The sequence below is a fragment of the Brevundimonas sp. genome, assembly GCF_041648115.1.
Lineage (GTDB): Bacteria > Pseudomonadota > Alphaproteobacteria > Caulobacterales > Caulobacteraceae > Brevundimonas.
On the sequence record NZ_JBAZPR010000011.1, the window covers coordinates 32,616 to 49,563 of the forward strand.

The following is a 16,948-nucleotide window of genomic DNA, read 5'->3' on the forward strand; positions in this document are numbered from 1 at the left end:
GCGATGGGGAGGTGGCGCGGCGCGTCTTCGCGCCGTGACGGAGGGGCTCTTCTTACCGCATCACAGGCGCCAGTGGGACTTCAAGAGCCCCTCCACCACGCTACGCGCGGTCCCCCTCCCCGCTTCGCAGGGAGGAGACAAAGAAAAAGGCCGCTTCCCGAAGGAGGCGGCCTCAAATCTTTTGGCTTACGCCAGAGTCTTACCGGCTGCCGCCACCGGCGCCAGCGCCGGGAACGCGCGGCTTCGGCGCTGGCAGCAGGCCCTCGCGCTGCATGCGCTTGCGGGCCAGCTTGCGAGCGCGACGGATCGCCTCGGCCTTTTGACGGGCGCGCTTTTCCGACGGCTTTTCATAATGCACGTGGCGCTTCATTTCACGGAAGCTGCCTTCGCGTTGCATCTTCTTCTTCAGGGCTTTGAGCGCTTGATCGACGTTATTATCGCGAACGAAAATCTGTACCAGGTTGAACTCTCCTTTGGCCGCCCGCCGCGTCCTGTGAGGGAGACGGGCGAACAAAATAAAATCGTCTTCCGAAAGTTAAGGCTCTCGGATGAAGGCGCGCTGATACACGAGCCGCCCCATTCTGTCCAGATCGCCTGTCCAGTTCGTCGCGACCATTCTTCAAGGCTCGAAACGCCGCAACGACAGGCGTATGATCGCCACATGACCGAGCCGACAGACTGGGCCGACCGGACCGAACAGACCGTGCTGGACGCCGCCATCGCCCGCGCGCCGGCGCTGGGTTGGAACGCGCGTCTGGTGCGGGAAGCGTGCGAGGCGTGCGGCCTGTCGCGCGGCGACGAAGAACTGCTGCTGCCCAACGGCGCGCGCGATCTCGCCGCTTTGCTGTCGCGCCGCCACGACGCGCGAGCGCTGGCGGCCTTGGGCCAGATCGACGCCAAGTCGCTGAAGATTCGCGAGCGAATCGCCCGCGCCGTGTCCGAACGAATGGAGGCCGGCGCCGCCGACCTGGAGGCCACGCGCCGCTGCGCCGCCTTCCTGGCTTTGCCCATCAACGCCGACCTGGGGCTGAAACTGGCGTGGGAAAGCGCGGACCACCTGTGGCGCTGGGCCGGGGACGAGGCGACCGACTGGAACCACTATTCGAAGCGCACGATCCTGTCGGGGATATTGATCCCGGCACTGACAATGCGCTGGTTCGACGGCCGCGAGGCGGCGGAAGCCTTCGTCGCGCGGCGGATCGAAAACGTCATGGCGTTCGAGAAGTGGAAGGCCGGCAAGGACTTCGACGCGCCGTTCCGCCGGGTGAGCGATGCGCTGAGCCGGATGCGATACGGGGCGCGGACTTAGTTCTCTCTTCTTTCGTCATCCTCCGACGAGCGCAGCGAGATCGGGGGACCCAGCGGCGCGCGTGAGCGCGAACCTGTCGCGGACAGGGTTGTCAAACAGGAAGCAGCGGACGCATCGCCTTCGGCGCCGCTGGGTCCCCCGGTCTGCGCCGCGAAGACGCGGCTTGCCGGAGGATGACGAAAGAAGAAGTTAGACCGTCCCCAACACCCGATTCACATGCGCCATCTTGCGGCCCGGCCGCGCTTCGGCCTTGCCGTAGAGGTGCAGGCGTTCGTCGGACTTGGCCGACAGCTTGCGCCAGTCTTCGACCTCGTCGCCCAGCAGGTTGGTCATTTCGATGCGGGCGTGGGCATTGGTGGGGCCGAGCGGCCAGCCGGCGACGGCGCGAATATGCTGTTCGAACTGGTCGCAGACGCAGCCGTCCTGGGTCCAGTGGCCGGTGTTGTGGACGCGCGGGGCGATCTCGTTGACCAGAAGGACGTTGTCACCGAGGTCGAACAGTTCGACGCCCAGGACGCCGACGTAATCCAGCCCGTCCAGAATCGCCTCGGCGATGGCGCGGGCGCGGACCTGGGTCTTTTCGTCCACGGCGGCGGGGGCCAGGGTCGTGCGCAGGACGCCGCCCTCGTGACGGTTCTCGCCCAACGGATAGACCGCCATATGGCCGTCACAGTCGCGAGCGGCGATGACCGACAGTTCGCGCACAAAGGTCGCCTTGGCTTCCAGAATGGCCGGACGGCCGCCCAGGCTTTCCAGGGCGGCGGGCGCGTCCTCGATGGCGTGGATCCAGACCTGGCCCTTGCCGTCATAGCCTTCGCGGCGGGTCTTCAGCAGAGCCGGTACGCCCAGGGTCGTCAGGCCGACGACCAGATCATCCAGCGTATCGACGACGGCGAAGGCGACCGTCGGGGCGCCGACGGCGTTCAGGAAGGTCTTCTCGTCCACCCGGTCCTGCGACACGCGCAATGCGGTCGGTCCCGGCGCGACCAGGGCGCCGGCCTCGGCCAGGCGTTCGATGGACTCGGCGGGGACGTTCTCGAACTCGAAGGTGACGACGTCGGCGGCGCGGCCCAAGGCGGTCAGGGCGTCGGGATCGTCATAGGCGGCGACGATCTGATGCGCCGAGACGCGGCCCGCCGGGCTGTCTGCCTCGGGATCCAGGATGACGACGTCGAAGCCCAGGCGCGAGGCGGCCTGGCTCAGCATCCGGCCCAGCTGGCCGCCGCCGATGATGCCGAGGGTCGAACCGGGGTGAAGCGGAAGCGTGGGCACTCAGTCCTCGACGGTTTCGGCGATGGAGTCGGTCTGGGCGGTGCGGAAGGCGGCCAGGCGTTGCGCCAACCCTTCGTCCGACAGGGCCAGGATCTGGGCGGCCAGGATTCCGGCGTTGGCGGCGCCCGCCTCGCCGATGGCCAGGGTGGCGACGGGCACGCCGGCCGGCATCTGGACGATGGACAACAGACTATCCATCCCCTTCAGGGCCTTGGACTGAACCGGCACGCCCAGAACCGGCAATTCGGTCATGGAGGCGGCCATGCCCGGCAGATGGGCGGCGCCCCCGGCCCCGGCGATGATGATCTTGTATCCGGCGGCCTTGGCGCCCGTGGCGAACTCGACCAGGCGCTGGGGCGTGCGGTGTGCGCTGACGACCGTGGCCTGCCAGGCGACGCCCAGTTGGTCCAGGCGGTCGGCGGCCAGCTTCATGGTCGGCCAGTCGGACCGGCTGCCCATGATGATCGCCACCGGCGGTGCGGAAGTCGCCATGTCTGTAAGGCCCCTCGCGGAAAGGCGCCCGTTACAGCACGCGGGTGACGCCCGCAACCGCACGCGGGCGGTTTCACGCCTCCAGGCCCTTATTGTCGGCCTTCAATGTCGGCGGATCACGCTCTACCATTGTTCGACCGCGCGACGCAGACTGAGTCGCGCCTTCGGAGCCATCCCTGCGCCGTGACCGACGTGGCCGAACACGACCTGACCGCCGAGATCGAGCGCCTGCGCGTCGAGCTGGAAGCGTGGAAGACGCGCGCCGCCGCCGCCGAGGCCGCCGCCGACCACGATGTGCTGACGCCCGCCCTGAACCGGCGCGGTTTCGTCACCGCCCTGCATCGCACCATGGCCTATTGCCAGCGGCACGGGGTGCCGGCGGTGCTGCTGTATCTGGACATGGACGGGTTCAAGAGCGTCAACGACCGGCTGGGCCATGCCGCCGGCGATGCGGCCCTGGTGGCGGTGGCGGAGCTGTTTTTGGCCAATCTGCGCGAGTCGGACGCCGTGGGCCGGCTGGGCGGCGATGAGTTCGCGCTGCTGATGCTGCATGCGGGCTACGAAGAGGGCCGGGCCAAGGCGCGGCAACTGTCAGAGGCCCTTAAGACCGAAGGCTTCGTCTGGGACGGACAAAAGACCGAACTGGGCGGTTCGTTCGGCGTACGCGCCTGGGACGGCCATACCGACGCCGAGACCTGGCTGACCGAGGCCGACGCCGCCATGTGGGTGAGGAAGAAGGGGCGCTGAGGCCCCTTCCCGCCCCGGCCGCCTAGAGCGGCAACGTCAGCTGGATGCCGCCCAGGTGGCTGTCGGCGCGTTCGCCGAAGCGGCCGCGATAGGACACCGTCACCTTGACCGGCCCGACAGCCCCCTCGACGCCCGCCGACGCCAGGAACTGACCGCCGAACGGATCGGCGATCTCGCGCGACTGCACCTGGGCCGGGTTGTTGAAGATGCCCACGCGCACCGGGTCGGAACTGTCGTCCAGGGCGTCGCGATAGCCGCCTTCTGCGAAGACGCCGAACCGGCCCATTTCGGCCTCGGCGCGCAGGGCGACTTCGCCGGTCAAGGCCTTCACCGTGCGGTCGCCATATTGATACTGGGCAGCCACGCCCTGCTCATAATAGCCGTCCACGTCGCTGGAGACATAGGCCAGGGCCGCGCGGGGCGACAGGGCGATGCGGCCCATGTCGAACCACATCCCGCCCTGCAGGCGCGCGCCGGTGCTGAGCGCCCGCGTCTCGGCGGTATGGACGATGGGGGCCAGGCTGGTGGTGCGTTGGATGTCGTCGATATTGTCGCGCGCCACGCCGACCGCGGCGTTCACGAACACATCGCCCGAGCGCCAGCCGCCATAGACGTCCAGGCCAAAGGTCTCGACGTTGAAGTTCAACGCCTGGCTCTCGACATCGGTCTTGCGCGCGGTTCCGGCCAGGCCGAAGCGCCAGTTCGCCGAGGGTCCGGCCTCCAGCGCGATCCGTCCACCCCAACCGTTGCTGGAGGAACTTGTCACTGAACCGCGTGCGTCCGTATCGACGCTGTCGATCAGGGCCGCCGTGGTGACCAAGACGCCGGCTTCCCAGGCCTCGCGGCCCGACAGAGCCTCGCCGGCCGCGTCCAGGGCGTCCTCGCGGTGGCGATAGGTGGTCTCGCCCTGCAGCGTCGATTGGGCGCCGATGTCGCCATAGTAGAGGTAGTCGGTCGCCAGTTGCGCGATGATCCGATGCCCCGCCGCCGTCGGGTGGACGCCGTCGAAGTAGAAATAGCTGTCGGGGTTGGAGCAGACCGTCACGCCGTTGAAGCAGGGCTGGGTGATGTTGGTGATGCCGAACTGGCCCGGATTGGCGGCCAGGGTGTCGCCCACCTTGAACAGGTCCATCATGACGATGTTGCTGCCGGGCTGCGCGGCGGCCGTGGTCGTCAGGCCGGTCTGCAAGGCGGTGTTGAAGGTGGTGACGGCGAAATCGGCCAGGGGAGCCGCCGTCGTGCCGCGGAACTGAGGCGTCAGGCTGAGCTTGGGCAGGTTGGTGACCAGGATGGTCCCCGCGCCGGCGCCCGCAACGGTGTTGACCAGGGTGTTGATGTTGGCCGCGGCGGTCGTGGCGACCGGCGTGATGGCGGCGACCGGGCTGGCGGAGGCGCCGGCGGCGGGCAGGCCCTGGAAGATGTCGTTGGCGCCGCCCAGCACGCTGACCAGATCGGTCGAGCTGAACCGGCCGCCCGAGGCGGTGTAGCGCGACAGCTGGTTCAGCATGCCGAACGGCACGCCGGCCGAGGCGTCGGTGCGCGAGCCGCCGAAGGCGTAGTTGATGCTGCCCGCCACCGAGCCGTTGAAGTTTGCGGCGTTGAAGCCCAGCAGTTCCACGAACGTCGGCCCATTCGAGAACCGGCGAGCGTAGGGCGGCGACGGCGGCTGTGTTCCGCCCGAGATCAGGAACAGGTTGCCGTTGTCGCTGAGACTGTCGCCGAAGACGACGAGACGGCTATAGGTCTGGGCCGAGGCCGACCCCGCAAAGGCGCAGGCGGCGAGCGCAAGAGCGGCGACGGCGCCGCCGGTGATGAAGCGTGACATATGGAATCCTCCCGCAGCCGTCGTTGTTGCGGCCGTTGAACCGGAGGATGCGCCAGTTGGCGCAGAGCGCAAGATGCCGTCGGGGAAGGACCGGGCGAAAATCGCTCAGCGTTCGCATTATTTTCCTTCTCCCTGAGGGAGAAGGTGGCCCGCAGGGCCGGGTGAGGGGTTACGGCGCCGATCGCGTCGCACAGCGTAACCGCTCACCCTTTCCCGCCGGGAGTGGGCGGGCTATTGCAAGGTGCGGAATTTCAGCGTGCCCGGCACCGTTTTCAGCTCACGCAGGGCCTCGGGATCGTAGTCCCGGTCCACGTCGGTGATGACATAGCCGGTGCGTTCGTCCGTCTTCAGATGCTGGCCCAGGATGTTGAGGCCCGCCGCCGCCAAGGCGCGGTTCAGTTCCGCCAAGACGCCCGGCTGGTTTCGGTGAATGTGCAGGATGCGGTGCGTGCCGGACACCTCGGCCAACTGCACGTTCGGCAGGTTGACGCTGAAGGTCGTGTCGCCCCGGTTCAGATAGCCCAGCAGCCGCTCGGCCGCGAACTCGGCGATGGCCTCCTGCGCCTCCTCGGTCGAGCCGCCGATGTGGGGCGTCAGGATCATGTTGGGCAAACCCTGCAGCGGGCTTTCGAACGGATCGGCGTTAGTGCGCGGCTCTTCCGGGAAGACGTCCACAGCGGCGCCGGCTACCCGGCCCGAGCCCATGGCCTGGGAGAGGGCGCCGACATCGACGACATGGCCGCGCGACAGGTTCAGGAACAGCGCGCCCTCCTTCATCCGGGCGAACTGCGCCGCGCCGAAGATGTCAGCGTTGTCCTTGCGACCATCGACATGCAGGGTGACCACGTCGCTTTCGCCCAGCAAGGCGTCCAGCGACCGCATCCGCCGGGCGTTGCCCAAGGCCAATCGCTCCGAAAGGTCGTAGAACAGCACCCGCATCCCCAAGTTCTCGGCCAGGACCGACAACTGGCTGCCGATGGCGCCGTAGCCGACGATGCCCAGGGTCTTGCCGCGCAGTTCCTTAGAGCCGGTCGCAGACTTGTTCCACTTGCCGACGTGCATGGCCGCCGACTTGTCCGCCACGTCGCGCATCAGCACGATCATCAGGCCGATGGCCAATTCGACGACCGAGCGCGTGTTCGAATAGGGCGCGTTGAAGACCGCCACACCGTGATCGGAGGCGGCGTCCAGGTCGATCTGGTTGGTGCCGATGCAGAAGGCGGCGACGGCCATCAGCTTGTCGGCCTCTTCCAGCACCCGGCGGCTGACCGTGGTCTTGGAGCGGAGGCCCAGCACATGGACGCCCTTGATGGCGGCGATCAGGTCGTCCTCGTCCAGAGCGCCCTTGACCGTCTCGACCGAATACCCGGCCTCCTCCAGCCGTTCGACGGCGGCGGGGTGGATATTTTCCAACAGCAGCATCTTCATGCGGCTGCGAGGGAAGGACCAGCGGCCGACCAGGCCCTCGGCGTGCAACACCTCGTCCAGGGACGCGGCCTCAGCGTCGGCGACTTGAACCACCGGCGCGCGGCGCACGACCTCGGTGAAGGCGTAGAAGGCGTCGGCGGCGCCGGCGATCTTGACCTCGGCATCGTTCCAGCCGTCGCCGATCATGACCACTCGCCCCGACAGGTTCAGGGCGTGGATGGCGGCCGGCTTGCCGTTGGCGTGCGACAGGGGATTGGCGTCGTCCACGCCGATCACGCGGTCGTCGGCGTCATAGACCAGGTCGTTGCACAGGATGCGGTCGGGCGAGACGCCCAGTTCCTCGGCGACCGGCGCGATCACCTCGCGGAAGCCGCCGGAGATGATGATCACCTTGCCCTTGTTCTGCTCGAAGAAGTTCAGGTTGCGGCGGACGGACGCCGTCAGATGATCCGAAGCCGTCTGCGCCAGGGCCGCGACATGGGCACGCGTCAGGGGCAGCAAGGCCAGACGACGGCGCAGGGCCTCGCCGAACTCCAGCTCTCCGGCCATGGCCCGATCGGTCAGGGCGGCGATCTGTGCGCGCGTCTCGGTCGCGCCCGGCGCATCGACCAATGCGATGTCGGCCAGGGCCTCAAGGGTCTCGAAATCGACCAGGGTCGAATCGAAGTCGAAGATCAGGGTGGGGCGCGCGCTCATGGCCGGCGTCTTAGCGGCCTTCGCGCCTGCGGCAAAGCCAAGCCGTGCTGATGATTGGGCTCAGTTGCGCTTAAACCTTGCCGCCCGTCGCGATTTTCACACGGCGGGCGGCAAGAAAATATCAGAAGCGGACGATGCGGCGCACGCGGCTGTCGGGACGACGGCTTTCCAGCACGGCCGCGCCGACAGCGGCGGCGATGGTGGCGACAGCCAGAAGCGCCCCACCCTCACGCGCATGATCGCGGGCATAGGCGCCGGCGTCGTCGGCGTAACGGCGCGCGGTCTTGCCGTGCTTCTTCAGCGCCTTCTTTGAGTCCTTGCGGGCGGAGCGGAACCATTCGTCGGCCCGGTCACGCGCGTCATAGGCGGCGTCGGCGGCGCGATGGCGCACATCGCGCGACAGTTCACCGGCGCGCTCGCCCGCATCCTCGGCCCGGTGACGGAAGGCGTCGACGGCGTCATGGAAACGGTCGCGCAGTTCCGACGTATCCACCCAGCCGCGCGGGTCGATACGGGTCTTGATGCGCTGATAGCGGGTCGGCCCGCTGCGTTGTGTCAGATAGACGACCGCGACCGCGCCCAGGACGACGGCGGCAAGGCCGCCTGCCGTGATGCCGGGATGTTTGCGAATCTCTTCGATCGGATCGATATCGCGGAGCATCGGCAGAACCTCTTTGGTGGTGATGGCGTGGGTGATCGGCGGAACGGCGGCTCCGCTTGTGCGAAAAGAGCGAACCGCGCTGAAAACGGTTCCGTCGCATGCGGCAAAGCTGCACAAATCCTCACAACCAACGCGCGGTCGCGCCCGAATGGATCAGCCCTTATCATCGGGCCTTCGGGCGCCTACATAGCCGCGATCCCGAAATGAAGTCGACAAAGGACCTCGCCGTGACCGATCACGCGCCTCACACTCCCGTTTCCGACGATCTGGCCGCCGCCTTCCAGATCGAGGGCTGGCCCGTGCGCGGTCGCCTGGTCCGCCTGGGCGCGACGATCGACAAGATCCTGGCCGCCCACGCCTATCCCGAGCCGGTCGCCGCCCTTCTGGGCGAGGCCTGCGCGCTGGCGGCTCTGATCGGCTCCAGCCTGAAGTTCGAAGGTCGGCTGCTGGTTCAGGCCCAGGGCGACGGGCCGGTGCGCTATGTCGTCGCCGACTATGGCACCGACGGGTCCTTGCGCGGCTATTGCCGTTACGACGAGGCCGAGGTCGCCGAGGCGTCGGGCGGGTTCGCCCGTCCCGGCGCCCGGTCGCTGCTGGGCCAGGGCGTCTTCATCATGACGCTGGACCGCGGCCCGGACTTCGAACGCACCCAGGGCATCACCCCCATCGAAGGCGAAAGCCTGTCGCTGGCGGCCGAGCACTATTTCCAGCAATCGGAACAAGTGCCGACCAAGGTGCATCTAGCCGTCGGTCAGGTCCAGTCCGAGACGGGCTCGCAGTGGCGGGCCGGCGGGGCGATGATCCAGATCATCGCCGGCGACGACGCGCGCGGCTCGACGGAAGAGGTATGGGACCGCACCCGTGCCCTGTTCGGCACCCTGGGCGACGACGAACTGGTTGATCCGACCATATCGCCCGAGACGCTGCTGTTCCGTCTATTCCACGAGGACGGGGTGCGGCTGGAAGGCGCGCGGCCGCTTTCGGCCGTCTGCCGCTGCTCACGGGGTCGCATCGCCTCGGTCCTGGCCTCGTTCGACCCAGCCGAACGCGCCGAGATGCTGGAGGACGACGGCAAGATCCGCGTCACCTGCGAATACTGCGCGACGGTCTATGCGCTGGACCCCGACGAAGTGGTCGCCGAACAGATCTGAGCCGGTGGCGGCCTGGGTGGTTTTGTGAGAGGATCGCACCATGGCCGCCATCCGCAAGATAACCGTAGAACTGCCCGAGGAGACCGCGCGCGAGATCGACGCCAAGGTCGCCTCGGGCTTTTCCGAAACCGCCGAAGCCTATGTGGTGGAGAGCGTGGAGAGCTACCTGCTCGGCCAGAACCCGGACATCGCGACCTGGGTGCGCGAGAAGGTCAGGCCTGCCTACGATGCGTGGAAGTCGGGTGACGAGCCGGGCGTTTCGGCAGAGGAGGCCTTCGCCGGGCTAGAGGCTCGCTATCTCGCCAGAAAGGCCGCGGGTTGAGGCCGTGGCGCCTGGTCTTTTCGCGGCGCGCCCTTGCCGACCTCGACACCATCTACGACTGGATCGCTGAAAACGCAGGGCGGAAGACCGCCGACCGTTACACGGAAAGACTTCGGTCGTTCAGCCTTCGCCTGACGCACTATCCAATGCGTGCGGAAGTCCGGGACGATATCTTGCCTGGCGTGCGTCTGATCGGCTTCGAGAAAAGCGTGACCTTGGTCTTTGTCGTTGATGAAGACAAAGGCGAGGTTCGTATTCTGCGCCTGCTCTATCGCGGACAGCAGATCGAAATCTGACAGATCAGCCTTCCAGGTCCAGCGAATAGCCGGCCGAGCGGACCGTGCGGATCGGGTTGGCGCTTTCGTCGGCGATGGCCAGGGCCTTGCGAAGGCGTCCGACGTGGACGTCGACGGTGCGCGCCTCGACATAGACGTCCGAGCCCCAGACGGCGTCCAGAAGCTGTTCGCGGCTGAACACCCGGCCGGGGTGCTGCATGAAGTGGTCCAGCAGGCGGAACTCGGTCGGGCCGAGGTGCACTTCCTGGCCCGAGCGCTTCACCCGGTGCGAGACGCGGTCGATGATGATGTCGCCGTGGTTCAGGCGGTCGTCGGCCAGACCCGGACGGATGCGGCGCAGAACGGCGCGGATGCGGGCGATCAGCTCGACCATCGAGAAGGGCTTGGTCAGATAGTCGTCGGCGCCGGTGTCCAGGCCCCTCACCCGGTCGCTCTCTTCGCCGCGCGCCGTCAGCATGATGATCGGCAGATTGCGCGTCTCGGCCTTGCCGCGGATGCGGCGGCAGACCTCGATGCCCGACAGTTTGGGCAGCATCCAGTCCAGCAGGACCAGGTCGGGCAGGCGCTCGTCGATCTGGAGCATGCCCTCCTCGCCGTCGGCGGCGACGGCGACGTCGTAGCCTTCCTTTTCGAGATTATACTGAAGAAGGGTCGCCAACGCGTCCTCGTCTTCCATCACAAGGATATAGGGCTGCACGTCGGGACTCCGGTCTCAGGTCAATGAGTCGAAAGGTTCGGCGTCGGATCGGAATCCTCGGCCGTGGGCTGGGCGCGCGGGCGTTCGCCCACGATGTCTTCGCCCGTGATCTCGTAGTGGACGGTCTCGGCGATATTGGTCGCGTGGTCGCCGATCCGCTCCAGGTTCTTGGCCATGAACAGCAGATGGGTGCAGGCGCCGATCGTGCGCGGATCGCCCATCATGTAGGTCAGTAGTTCGCGGAACAGGGCGTTGTAATGCTCGTCCACCTCGTCGTCGGTCTGCCAGACGGCGACGGCGCGATCGAGCTCCGAGGCGGTGTAGGCGTCCAGCACGTCGCGAAGGCGGGTCGAGACCAGCCGGCCCATCCGCTCAATCGAGCGGGTCAGGGGCTGCATCGGCTCGCCCTCGGCCAGGATCAGGGCGCGCTTGGCGATGTTCTTGGCCAGGTCGCCGGTGCGCTCCAGATCCGTGGCGATCTTCATGGCGCCCAGGGTGCGGCGCAGGTCGCTGGCGACCGGCTGACGCAGGGCGATCAGGCGAATGGCCTTCTTTTCGATGTCGCGATGCAGGGCGTCGAGCTTGAGGTCGCGCTCGACCACCGCGCGGGCCAGGGCGATATCGCGCCGGGCGACCGAATCGATGGCGTCCGCGACCTGGGCCTCGGCGAGGCCGCCCATGCGGGCGACCTCGGCCGTGATCTGGTTCAGCTCGTCGCCGTAGGCTTTGACCGTGTGCTGGTTCATCGGATTAGCCGAAGCGTCCCGTGATATAGTCGAGCGTGCGCCGTTCGCGCGGATTCTGGAAGATGTCTTCCGTATCCCCGGTCTCAACCAGACGGCCCATGTGGAAGAAGGCGGTGCGTTGCGACACCCGTGCGGCCTGGGCCATCGAGTGGGTGACGATGACGATGCAGAAGCGCTCACGCAGTTCGTCGATCAGTTCCTCGATCCGCGCCGTCGCGATGGGGTCCAGGGCCGAGCAGGGCTCGTCCATCAGGATCACTTCGGGGTTAACGGCGATGGCGCGGGCGATGACCAGACGCTGTTGCTGACCGCCCGACAGGCCCATGGCCGACGATTGCAGGCGGTCGGCGACCTCTTCCCACAGCCCGGCGCGCTTCAGAGCCTTTTCAACGACCTCGTCCATCTCGGCCTTGGAAGAGACCAGGCCGTGGATTTTCGGGCCATAGGCGACGTTCTCATAGATCGACTTCGGGAAGGGGTTCGGACGCTGGAACACCATGCCGACGCGGGCGCGCAGCAGCACCGGGTCAATGGAGCGGTCGTTGATGTCCTCGTCGTCCATCGCGATCCGGCCCGTGACCTTGGCCCCGGCGATGGTGTCGTTCATGCGGTTCATCGTCCGCAGGAAGGTCGACTTGCCGCAACCCGACGGGCCGATCAGGGCCGTGACCGTCTTGTCCGGGATATCCAGCGAGACGTCGTAGAGCGCCTGCTTGCCTTCATAGAAGACCGAGACGTCGCGCGCAGCGATCTTGATCGGGCCGACAGGCGGGCTGTCCACGACGGTGGCGTTCGACACGGGCGTTGCGTCTTCGAGACGCGGCTCGGCGGCGGCGCGGCCCTTGGACGGCGTGACCTCGGGCAGGACCTGGCCGCCCATGCGCGGGGTCTCAGTCGGGTCGACCGGACCGGCGCCGGTCTGGTCTTCGGCGGAGCGGAAAATACGGAATTTCATTCTCTTACCACCGGCGCTCGAAGCGCCGCCTCAGGATGATGGCCGCCGCGTTCATGATGATCATGAAGACCAGCAGGACGATGATCGCCGCGGCGGTGCGTTCGTGGAACGCCCGCTCCGAGGCGTTCTCCCAGATGTAGATCAGCGAAGGCAGCGCCCCGACCGGCTGGTCGATGGCCGCCGGCACGCCGGGCACGAAGCTGACCATGCCGATCAGCAGCAGCGGCGCGGTTTCGCCCAGGGCGTGGGCCATGGAGATGATGGCGCCGGTCATGACGCCGGGCATGGCCAGCGGCAGGACGTGGCTGAATACCGTCTGCGTCTTGGAAGCGCCCATGGCCAGGGCCGCCTCGCGGATCGACGGCGGCACCGCCTTCAAGGCCGAACGGGTGGCGATGACCAGGGTCGGAAGCGCCATCAGGGCCAGGACCAGACCGCCCACGATCGGACTGGCGCGCGGCAGGTGCATCCAGTTGATGAACAAGGCCAGACCCAGCAGGCCGTAGACGATCGACGGCACGGCCGCGAGGTTGTTGATGTTGACCTCGATGATGTCTGTCAGCCTGTTCTTGGGTGCGAACTCTTCCAGCCAGATGGCGGCGCCCACACCCAGCGGAATGGCGATCAGGGCCGTGACCATCAGCATCAGGGCCGAGCCGACCACGGCGCCGAGCACGCCCGCCAGCTCGGGCTGGGTCGAGTCGCCGTTGGTGAACAGGGCGGTGTTGAAGTGCGAGCCGATCACGCCCTCGGCCTGCATCCGGTCCAGCCAGGCGATCTGCTGATCGGTCAGGCGGCGCTGATCTTCAGGGGTATCCCTGGAGATTTCGCCCTTCAGATACAGGTCGGCGTCGTCGGACAGGGGGACGGCCAAGGGCACGGTTTCGCCGATGACTTCGCTGCGCTTGGACACCAGATCGGCGGCGACGAACTTCAGTTCCGACGAGAACAGCCGCTTCATCTGCGCGGCCCTGGTTCCGGCCGCGTCGTCCTGAACGCCCATGCGGGCCAGCTGCTGCTCGGCCGCCAGCTGCTCGAAGTTGGAGCCCTGGGGATAGGCGCGGTCGATGCGGGCCGGGTCCATATAGACCGGCACGGTCACCGTGTGGGTGTAGAAGGCCGTGTGGCCCTGTTCGACGATGCGGACCAGCAGGACCGCCAGGAACAGCATGGCGGCGGCGATGGCCAGGCGACCATACCACTTGAAGCGGGTTTCCTTGGCGTGCCGACGCTTCAGGCCCGCGCGCAGACGATCCAGCCGCCCCTTGGCGGCCACGCCGTCGATCCGATCGGGGGTCGCGTCAGTCATATTGTTCCCGATAGGTCTGGACGATCCGGTGGGCGATGATGTTCAGCACCAGGGTCACCAGGAACAGGGTCAGGCCCAAGCCGAAGGCCGACAGGGTCTTGGCGCTGTTGAACTCCTGGTCGCCGGTCAGCAGGGTCACGATCTGCACGGTGACGGTCGTCACGGTGTCCAGCGGATTGAAGGTCAGGTTGGCGGCCAGGCCCGCGGCCATGGTCACGATCATGGTCTCGCCGATGGCGCGAGACACGGCCAGCAACAGGGCGCCGGCGATGCCCGGCAGGGCGGCGGGCATCAGAACCCGCTTCACCGTTTCGGACTTGGTGGCGCCCATGGCGAACGAGCCGTCACGCAGCGACTGGGGCACGGCGTTGAGGATGTCGTCGGACAGTGACGAGACGAAGGGGATCAGCATGATGCCCATCACGGCGCCGGCCGTCAGGGCCATCTGGTTCTGAACCAGCGACAGATAGAGGCCCAGTCCGTCCAGAGGCCCGCCGATCAGGAACAGGCCGATCTCGTTGAAGAAGACCCGCAGCAGCGGCCCCACCGTCAGGGCGGCGAAGAAGCCGTAAACGACGGTTGGCACGCCAGCGAGAATCTCCAGCAGCGGCTTGATCACCGCGCGGGTCGTGCGGCCGGCGTATTCCGACAGATAGATGGCCGACAGCAGGCCGATCGGCGCGGCCACGCACATGGCGATGACCATGATCAGCAGGGTGCCGGCGAACAGGGGCACGGCCCCGAAGGCGCCCGACGACCCGACCTGATCGGCGCGGATGGCGATCTGGGGGCTCCACTGGGTTCCGAACAGGAAGTCGAGGATCGGCACCTTCTGGGAGAAGCGGAAGCTGTCGAAGGCCAGGGAGGCGATGATGCCCAGGGTCGTCAGGACGGCGATGGCCGAGCAGACGAACAGGGCGCCGTAAATCCAGCCCTCGACCCGGTTGCGGGCGCGGGTATTCGGTTTGATCTGGGTCAGCGCGAACAGGCCGCCCAGGATGGCGGCCAGAATGGCGGCGACGCCGCCGCCCCAGGACAGGGTGCGCTCGATACGGACCATGCGGCGCGCCTCGACCGGCAGATGCTCGGCCAGCGGGCGCTCCCAGATCTGCAGGGCAGGTTCGCCACGACCGACGCGGTGGGCGTCGGCGAAGAAGGCGTCGCGGCGGAAGTGATCCAGAGATTCGACCGCGTCAGGCGTGCCGACAGCGGTCAGCTGACGCTGAAGCGGCGTGGCGAAGACCGAGGCCAGGATCAGCACCAGCAGGGCGGGCGCGGCGACCCAGATCAGCGCATAGGCGCCGTGCTGGCCGGGCCGGGAATGGGGTTTGGCGCCGACCGCGCGACGACGCGCCAGCTCGCGTCCGCCAACGAAGGCGGCCGCGCTCAGCGCGATGAGGATCAGCAGGTAAATCCAGATCATTCGAAGTCCGAAGCGCCGTGCGCGAATCGGCGACGGTCCTGAACATCGGGACCAACGCGGCGCGACTACTGCCTGTGAATGGTCAGCGGATTACGACGGGTCGATGACAGTTGGGTGACAGCGACAGGCCCTTGCGGGTCTAGCGCCGTTCGACCGGCTGGGGGAACCAGGCGGTGAAGGCTGCGCCCATGCCGGGCGCGCTTTCGACGACCAGGCCGCCCTGGTGACGGTTGATGATGTGCTTGACGATGGCGAGCCCCAGGCCAGTCCCCTGCCGCTCGCCGCTCTTCTGGCCTTCGACCCGATAGAAGCGCTCGGTCAGGCGTGGCAGGTGTTCGCGCGCCATGCCGGGCCCGTGATCCCGCACGGTCACGGCGGCGTAGGAGATGCCGGAGGCGCGGTCCGGGGTGACCAGCGGAAGGCGCGTAGCCCCCGGCATGCGCGCCGCCCAGGCTTCGTCGAACGACAGGTCCGAACGGACCGAAATCTCGACCGTCCCGCTCCGTGACGAATATTTGACGGCGTTGTCGAGCAGGTTCTGCACGACCTGAAGGATCTCGTCGCGATCCCCGCTGATCGACGCCCTCGCCTCCCCCTGGTCCAGGGCGATGACGATCTCCTTTTCGCGCGTCAGCACGCTGATGGCGTCCACCACGTCCGAGGCGGCGCGGTCCAGATCGACCCGCCCCGACGGCGGAATATGCTCGTTCAATTCGATGCGGCTGAGCGACAACAGGTCCGCCACCAGACGACCCATCCGGTCCGCCTGGGCCGACATGATGTCCAGGAATCGGTCCCGCGCGGCGACGTCGTCGCGGGCATGGCCCTTCAGCGTCTCGATGAAGCCGCTGAGAGAGGCCAGCGGCGTGCGCAGTTCGTGGCTGGCGTTGGCCAGGAAATCGACGCGCATCATTTCCGTGCGCCGGGCGTCTGTCTCGTCGCGCAGGATCAGCAGGGCCAGTTCCGCCCCTGGCGCCGCGCCGGTCTGGACAGACAGAGGCCGCGTCCACGCGCGCCAACGTCGATCCCTCTGACCGCCCGTCGCATAGTCCGTGGTGCGCGCCGTACCGCCGAACAGGGCCTCGTCCACCGCCTCCAGCACGCCAGGTTCGCGAATGACCTGAACCAGCAAGGCGCCCTGACGCTGGATACGCAGCAGGTCGCGCGCCGCGCCATTGGCCATGACGATGCGTCGGCCGGCGATGTCGTCCGGTTCGCCCCCGCTGACAACCAACACGGGATCGTCCAGCGCCTCGAACACACGGTCCAGCAGATCGCCGTTCACCAGATCCGTCGAAGACTCCACCGGCCCGCCGTCACTCGCGGCCGGAGCCGTCGTCGCCGTTTCCGATACGTTGAGAAGCCAGGCCGAAGCCGCCACGACCACGGCGCCGCCGACCAGCCAGTTCGCCAGCTCGGGATGCAGGATCGCCAGGATCAGCAAGATCACGATGGCGATGCCGATACTGGCGCCCACCGTCCAGAGCCGCGAGGTGGAGACCGGCGCGACGGGCGATGGCGAGACTTCGTAAGGCATGGAGTAGGAGCGACCTCGTTCTGGAACGCGTTTTGCGATCCTTGCACGGATTCTGTGACGGCGCTCCGACAGCCTGCCGATT

At 67.3% G+C, this 16,948-nt stretch carries 17 protein-coding genes and 1 pseudogene; 5 read left to right on the forward strand and 13 right to left on the reverse strand.

The features are described from left to right. Positions 1-199: 199 nt before the first annotated feature. Positions 200-460: a 30S ribosomal protein S21 gene (rpsU, locus tag WC597_RS11305; protein WP_135195633.1), complete on the reverse strand. Its 261-nt coding sequence runs from the start codon at positions 458-460 to the stop codon at positions 200-202. Positions 461-661: 201 nt separating this feature from the next. Here rpsU and WC597_RS11310 point away from each other — a divergent pair, with 201 nt between their 5' ends. After that, complete coding sequence (locus WC597_RS11310; RefSeq protein ID WP_372693405.1) at positions 662-1,309, forward strand: COQ9 family protein; 648 nt, start codon at positions 662-664, stop codon at positions 1,307-1,309. Positions 1,310-1,498: 189 nt separating this feature from the next. Here WC597_RS11310 and WC597_RS11315 read toward each other — a convergent pair whose 3' ends face one another. Then, positions 1,499-2,581, reverse strand: a complete 1,083-nt coding sequence (locus tag WC597_RS11315; RefSeq protein ID WP_372693406.1) for a 5-(carboxyamino)imidazole ribonucleotide synthase — start codon at positions 2,579-2,581, stop codon at positions 1,499-1,501. Then, positions 2,582-3,073, reverse strand: coding sequence for a 5-(carboxyamino)imidazole ribonucleotide mutase (purE, locus tag WC597_RS11320; RefSeq protein WP_372693407.1), 492 nt, complete (start codon positions 3,071-3,073; stop codon positions 2,582-2,584). It abuts the gene before it with no gap. Positions 3,074-3,256: 183 nt separating this feature from the next. On the opposite strand from purE, the gene WC597_RS11325 reads away from it, so the two are divergent. Continuing rightward, positions 3,257-3,820, forward strand: coding sequence for a GGDEF domain-containing protein (locus WC597_RS11325; protein ID WP_372693408.1), 564 nt, complete (start codon positions 3,257-3,259; stop codon positions 3,818-3,820). A gap of 22 nt (positions 3,821-3,842) precedes the next feature. Here WC597_RS11325 and WC597_RS11330 read toward each other — a convergent pair whose 3' ends face one another. The 4 genes and pseudogenes from WC597_RS11330 to WC597_RS11345 form a co-directional block, all read right to left on the reverse strand. Then, a complete protein-coding gene (locus WC597_RS11330) occupies positions 3,843-5,645 on the reverse strand; it encodes an autotransporter domain-containing protein (protein ID WP_372693409.1) in 1,803 nt (600 codons plus the stop codon). Positions 5,646-5,876: 231 nt separating this feature from the next. Further along, complete coding sequence (serA, locus tag WC597_RS11335; protein WP_372693529.1) at positions 5,877-7,106, reverse strand: phosphoglycerate dehydrogenase; 1,230 nt, start codon at positions 7,104-7,106, stop codon at positions 5,877-5,879. Between the two features lie 135 nt (positions 7,107-7,241). Continuing rightward, positions 7,242-7,769 (reverse strand): annotated as a pseudogene (locus WC597_RS11340) (HAD-IB family phosphatase); the annotation flags it as partial. A 121-nt stretch (positions 7,770-7,890) separates the two neighbouring features. Beyond that, complete coding sequence (locus WC597_RS11345) at positions 7,891-8,430, reverse strand: hypothetical protein (protein WP_372693410.1); 540 nt, start codon at positions 8,428-8,430, stop codon at positions 7,891-7,893. 227 nt (positions 8,431-8,657) lie between these two features. Between WC597_RS11345 and WC597_RS11350 the strand changes: the two genes are divergently transcribed. From WC597_RS11350 to WC597_RS11360, 3 genes are read left to right on the forward strand one after another with little or no spacing between them, the layout of a single operon-like run. Beyond that, positions 8,658-9,581, forward strand: a complete 924-nt coding sequence (locus tag WC597_RS11350; protein WP_372693530.1) for an Hsp33 family molecular chaperone — start codon at positions 8,658-8,660, stop codon at positions 9,579-9,581. A 40-nt stretch (positions 9,582-9,621) separates the two neighbouring features. Next, positions 9,622-9,903, forward strand: coding sequence for a type II toxin-antitoxin system ParD family antitoxin (locus WC597_RS11355; protein WP_372693411.1), 282 nt, complete (start codon positions 9,622-9,624; stop codon positions 9,901-9,903). Further along, on the forward strand, positions 9,900-10,199 hold the full coding sequence (locus WC597_RS11360) for a type II toxin-antitoxin system RelE/ParE family toxin (RefSeq protein WP_372693412.1): 300 nt from the start codon (positions 9,900-9,902) through the stop codon (positions 10,197-10,199). The genes WC597_RS11355 and WC597_RS11360 overlap by 4 nt, the downstream gene beginning before the upstream one ends. A 4-nt stretch (positions 10,200-10,203) precedes the next feature. Here the strand turns inward: WC597_RS11360 and phoB are convergent, their stop codons facing one another. From phoB to WC597_RS11390, 6 genes are all read right to left on the reverse strand, one after another. Next, positions 10,204-10,896, reverse strand: a complete 693-nt coding sequence (phoB, locus tag WC597_RS11365) for a phosphate regulon transcriptional regulator PhoB (protein WP_135195153.1) — start codon at positions 10,894-10,896, stop codon at positions 10,204-10,206. 20 nt (positions 10,897-10,916) lie between these two features. Beyond that, positions 10,917-11,642, reverse strand: a complete 726-nt coding sequence (phoU, locus tag WC597_RS11370; protein WP_346496427.1) for a phosphate signaling complex protein PhoU — start codon at positions 11,640-11,642, stop codon at positions 10,917-10,919. A gap of 4 nt (positions 11,643-11,646) precedes the next feature. Then, positions 11,647-12,597 carry a phosphate ABC transporter ATP-binding protein PstB gene (gene pstB / locus WC597_RS11375; protein WP_372693413.1) on the reverse strand — a complete coding sequence of 317 codons (951 nt, stop codon included), beginning with the start codon at positions 12,595-12,597 and terminating at the stop codon, positions 11,647-11,649. Between the two features lie 4 nt (positions 12,598-12,601). Next, positions 12,602-13,906: a phosphate ABC transporter permease PstA gene (gene pstA / locus WC597_RS11380; RefSeq protein ID WP_372693414.1), complete on the reverse strand. Its 1,305-nt coding sequence runs from the start codon at positions 13,904-13,906 to the stop codon at positions 12,602-12,604. Then, positions 13,899-15,329 (reverse strand): phosphate ABC transporter permease subunit PstC, encoded by a 1,431-nt coding sequence (pstC, locus tag WC597_RS11385; RefSeq protein WP_372693415.1) that lies wholly within the window; start codon positions 15,327-15,329, stop codon positions 13,899-13,901. Before pstC ends, pstA begins: the two co-directional genes overlap by 8 nt. Positions 15,330-15,468: 139 nt before the next feature. Then, positions 15,469-16,866: an ATP-binding protein gene (locus WC597_RS11390; protein ID WP_372693416.1), complete on the reverse strand. Its 1,398-nt coding sequence runs from the start codon at positions 16,864-16,866 to the stop codon at positions 15,469-15,471. Positions 16,867-16,948: the final 82 nt, after the last annotated feature.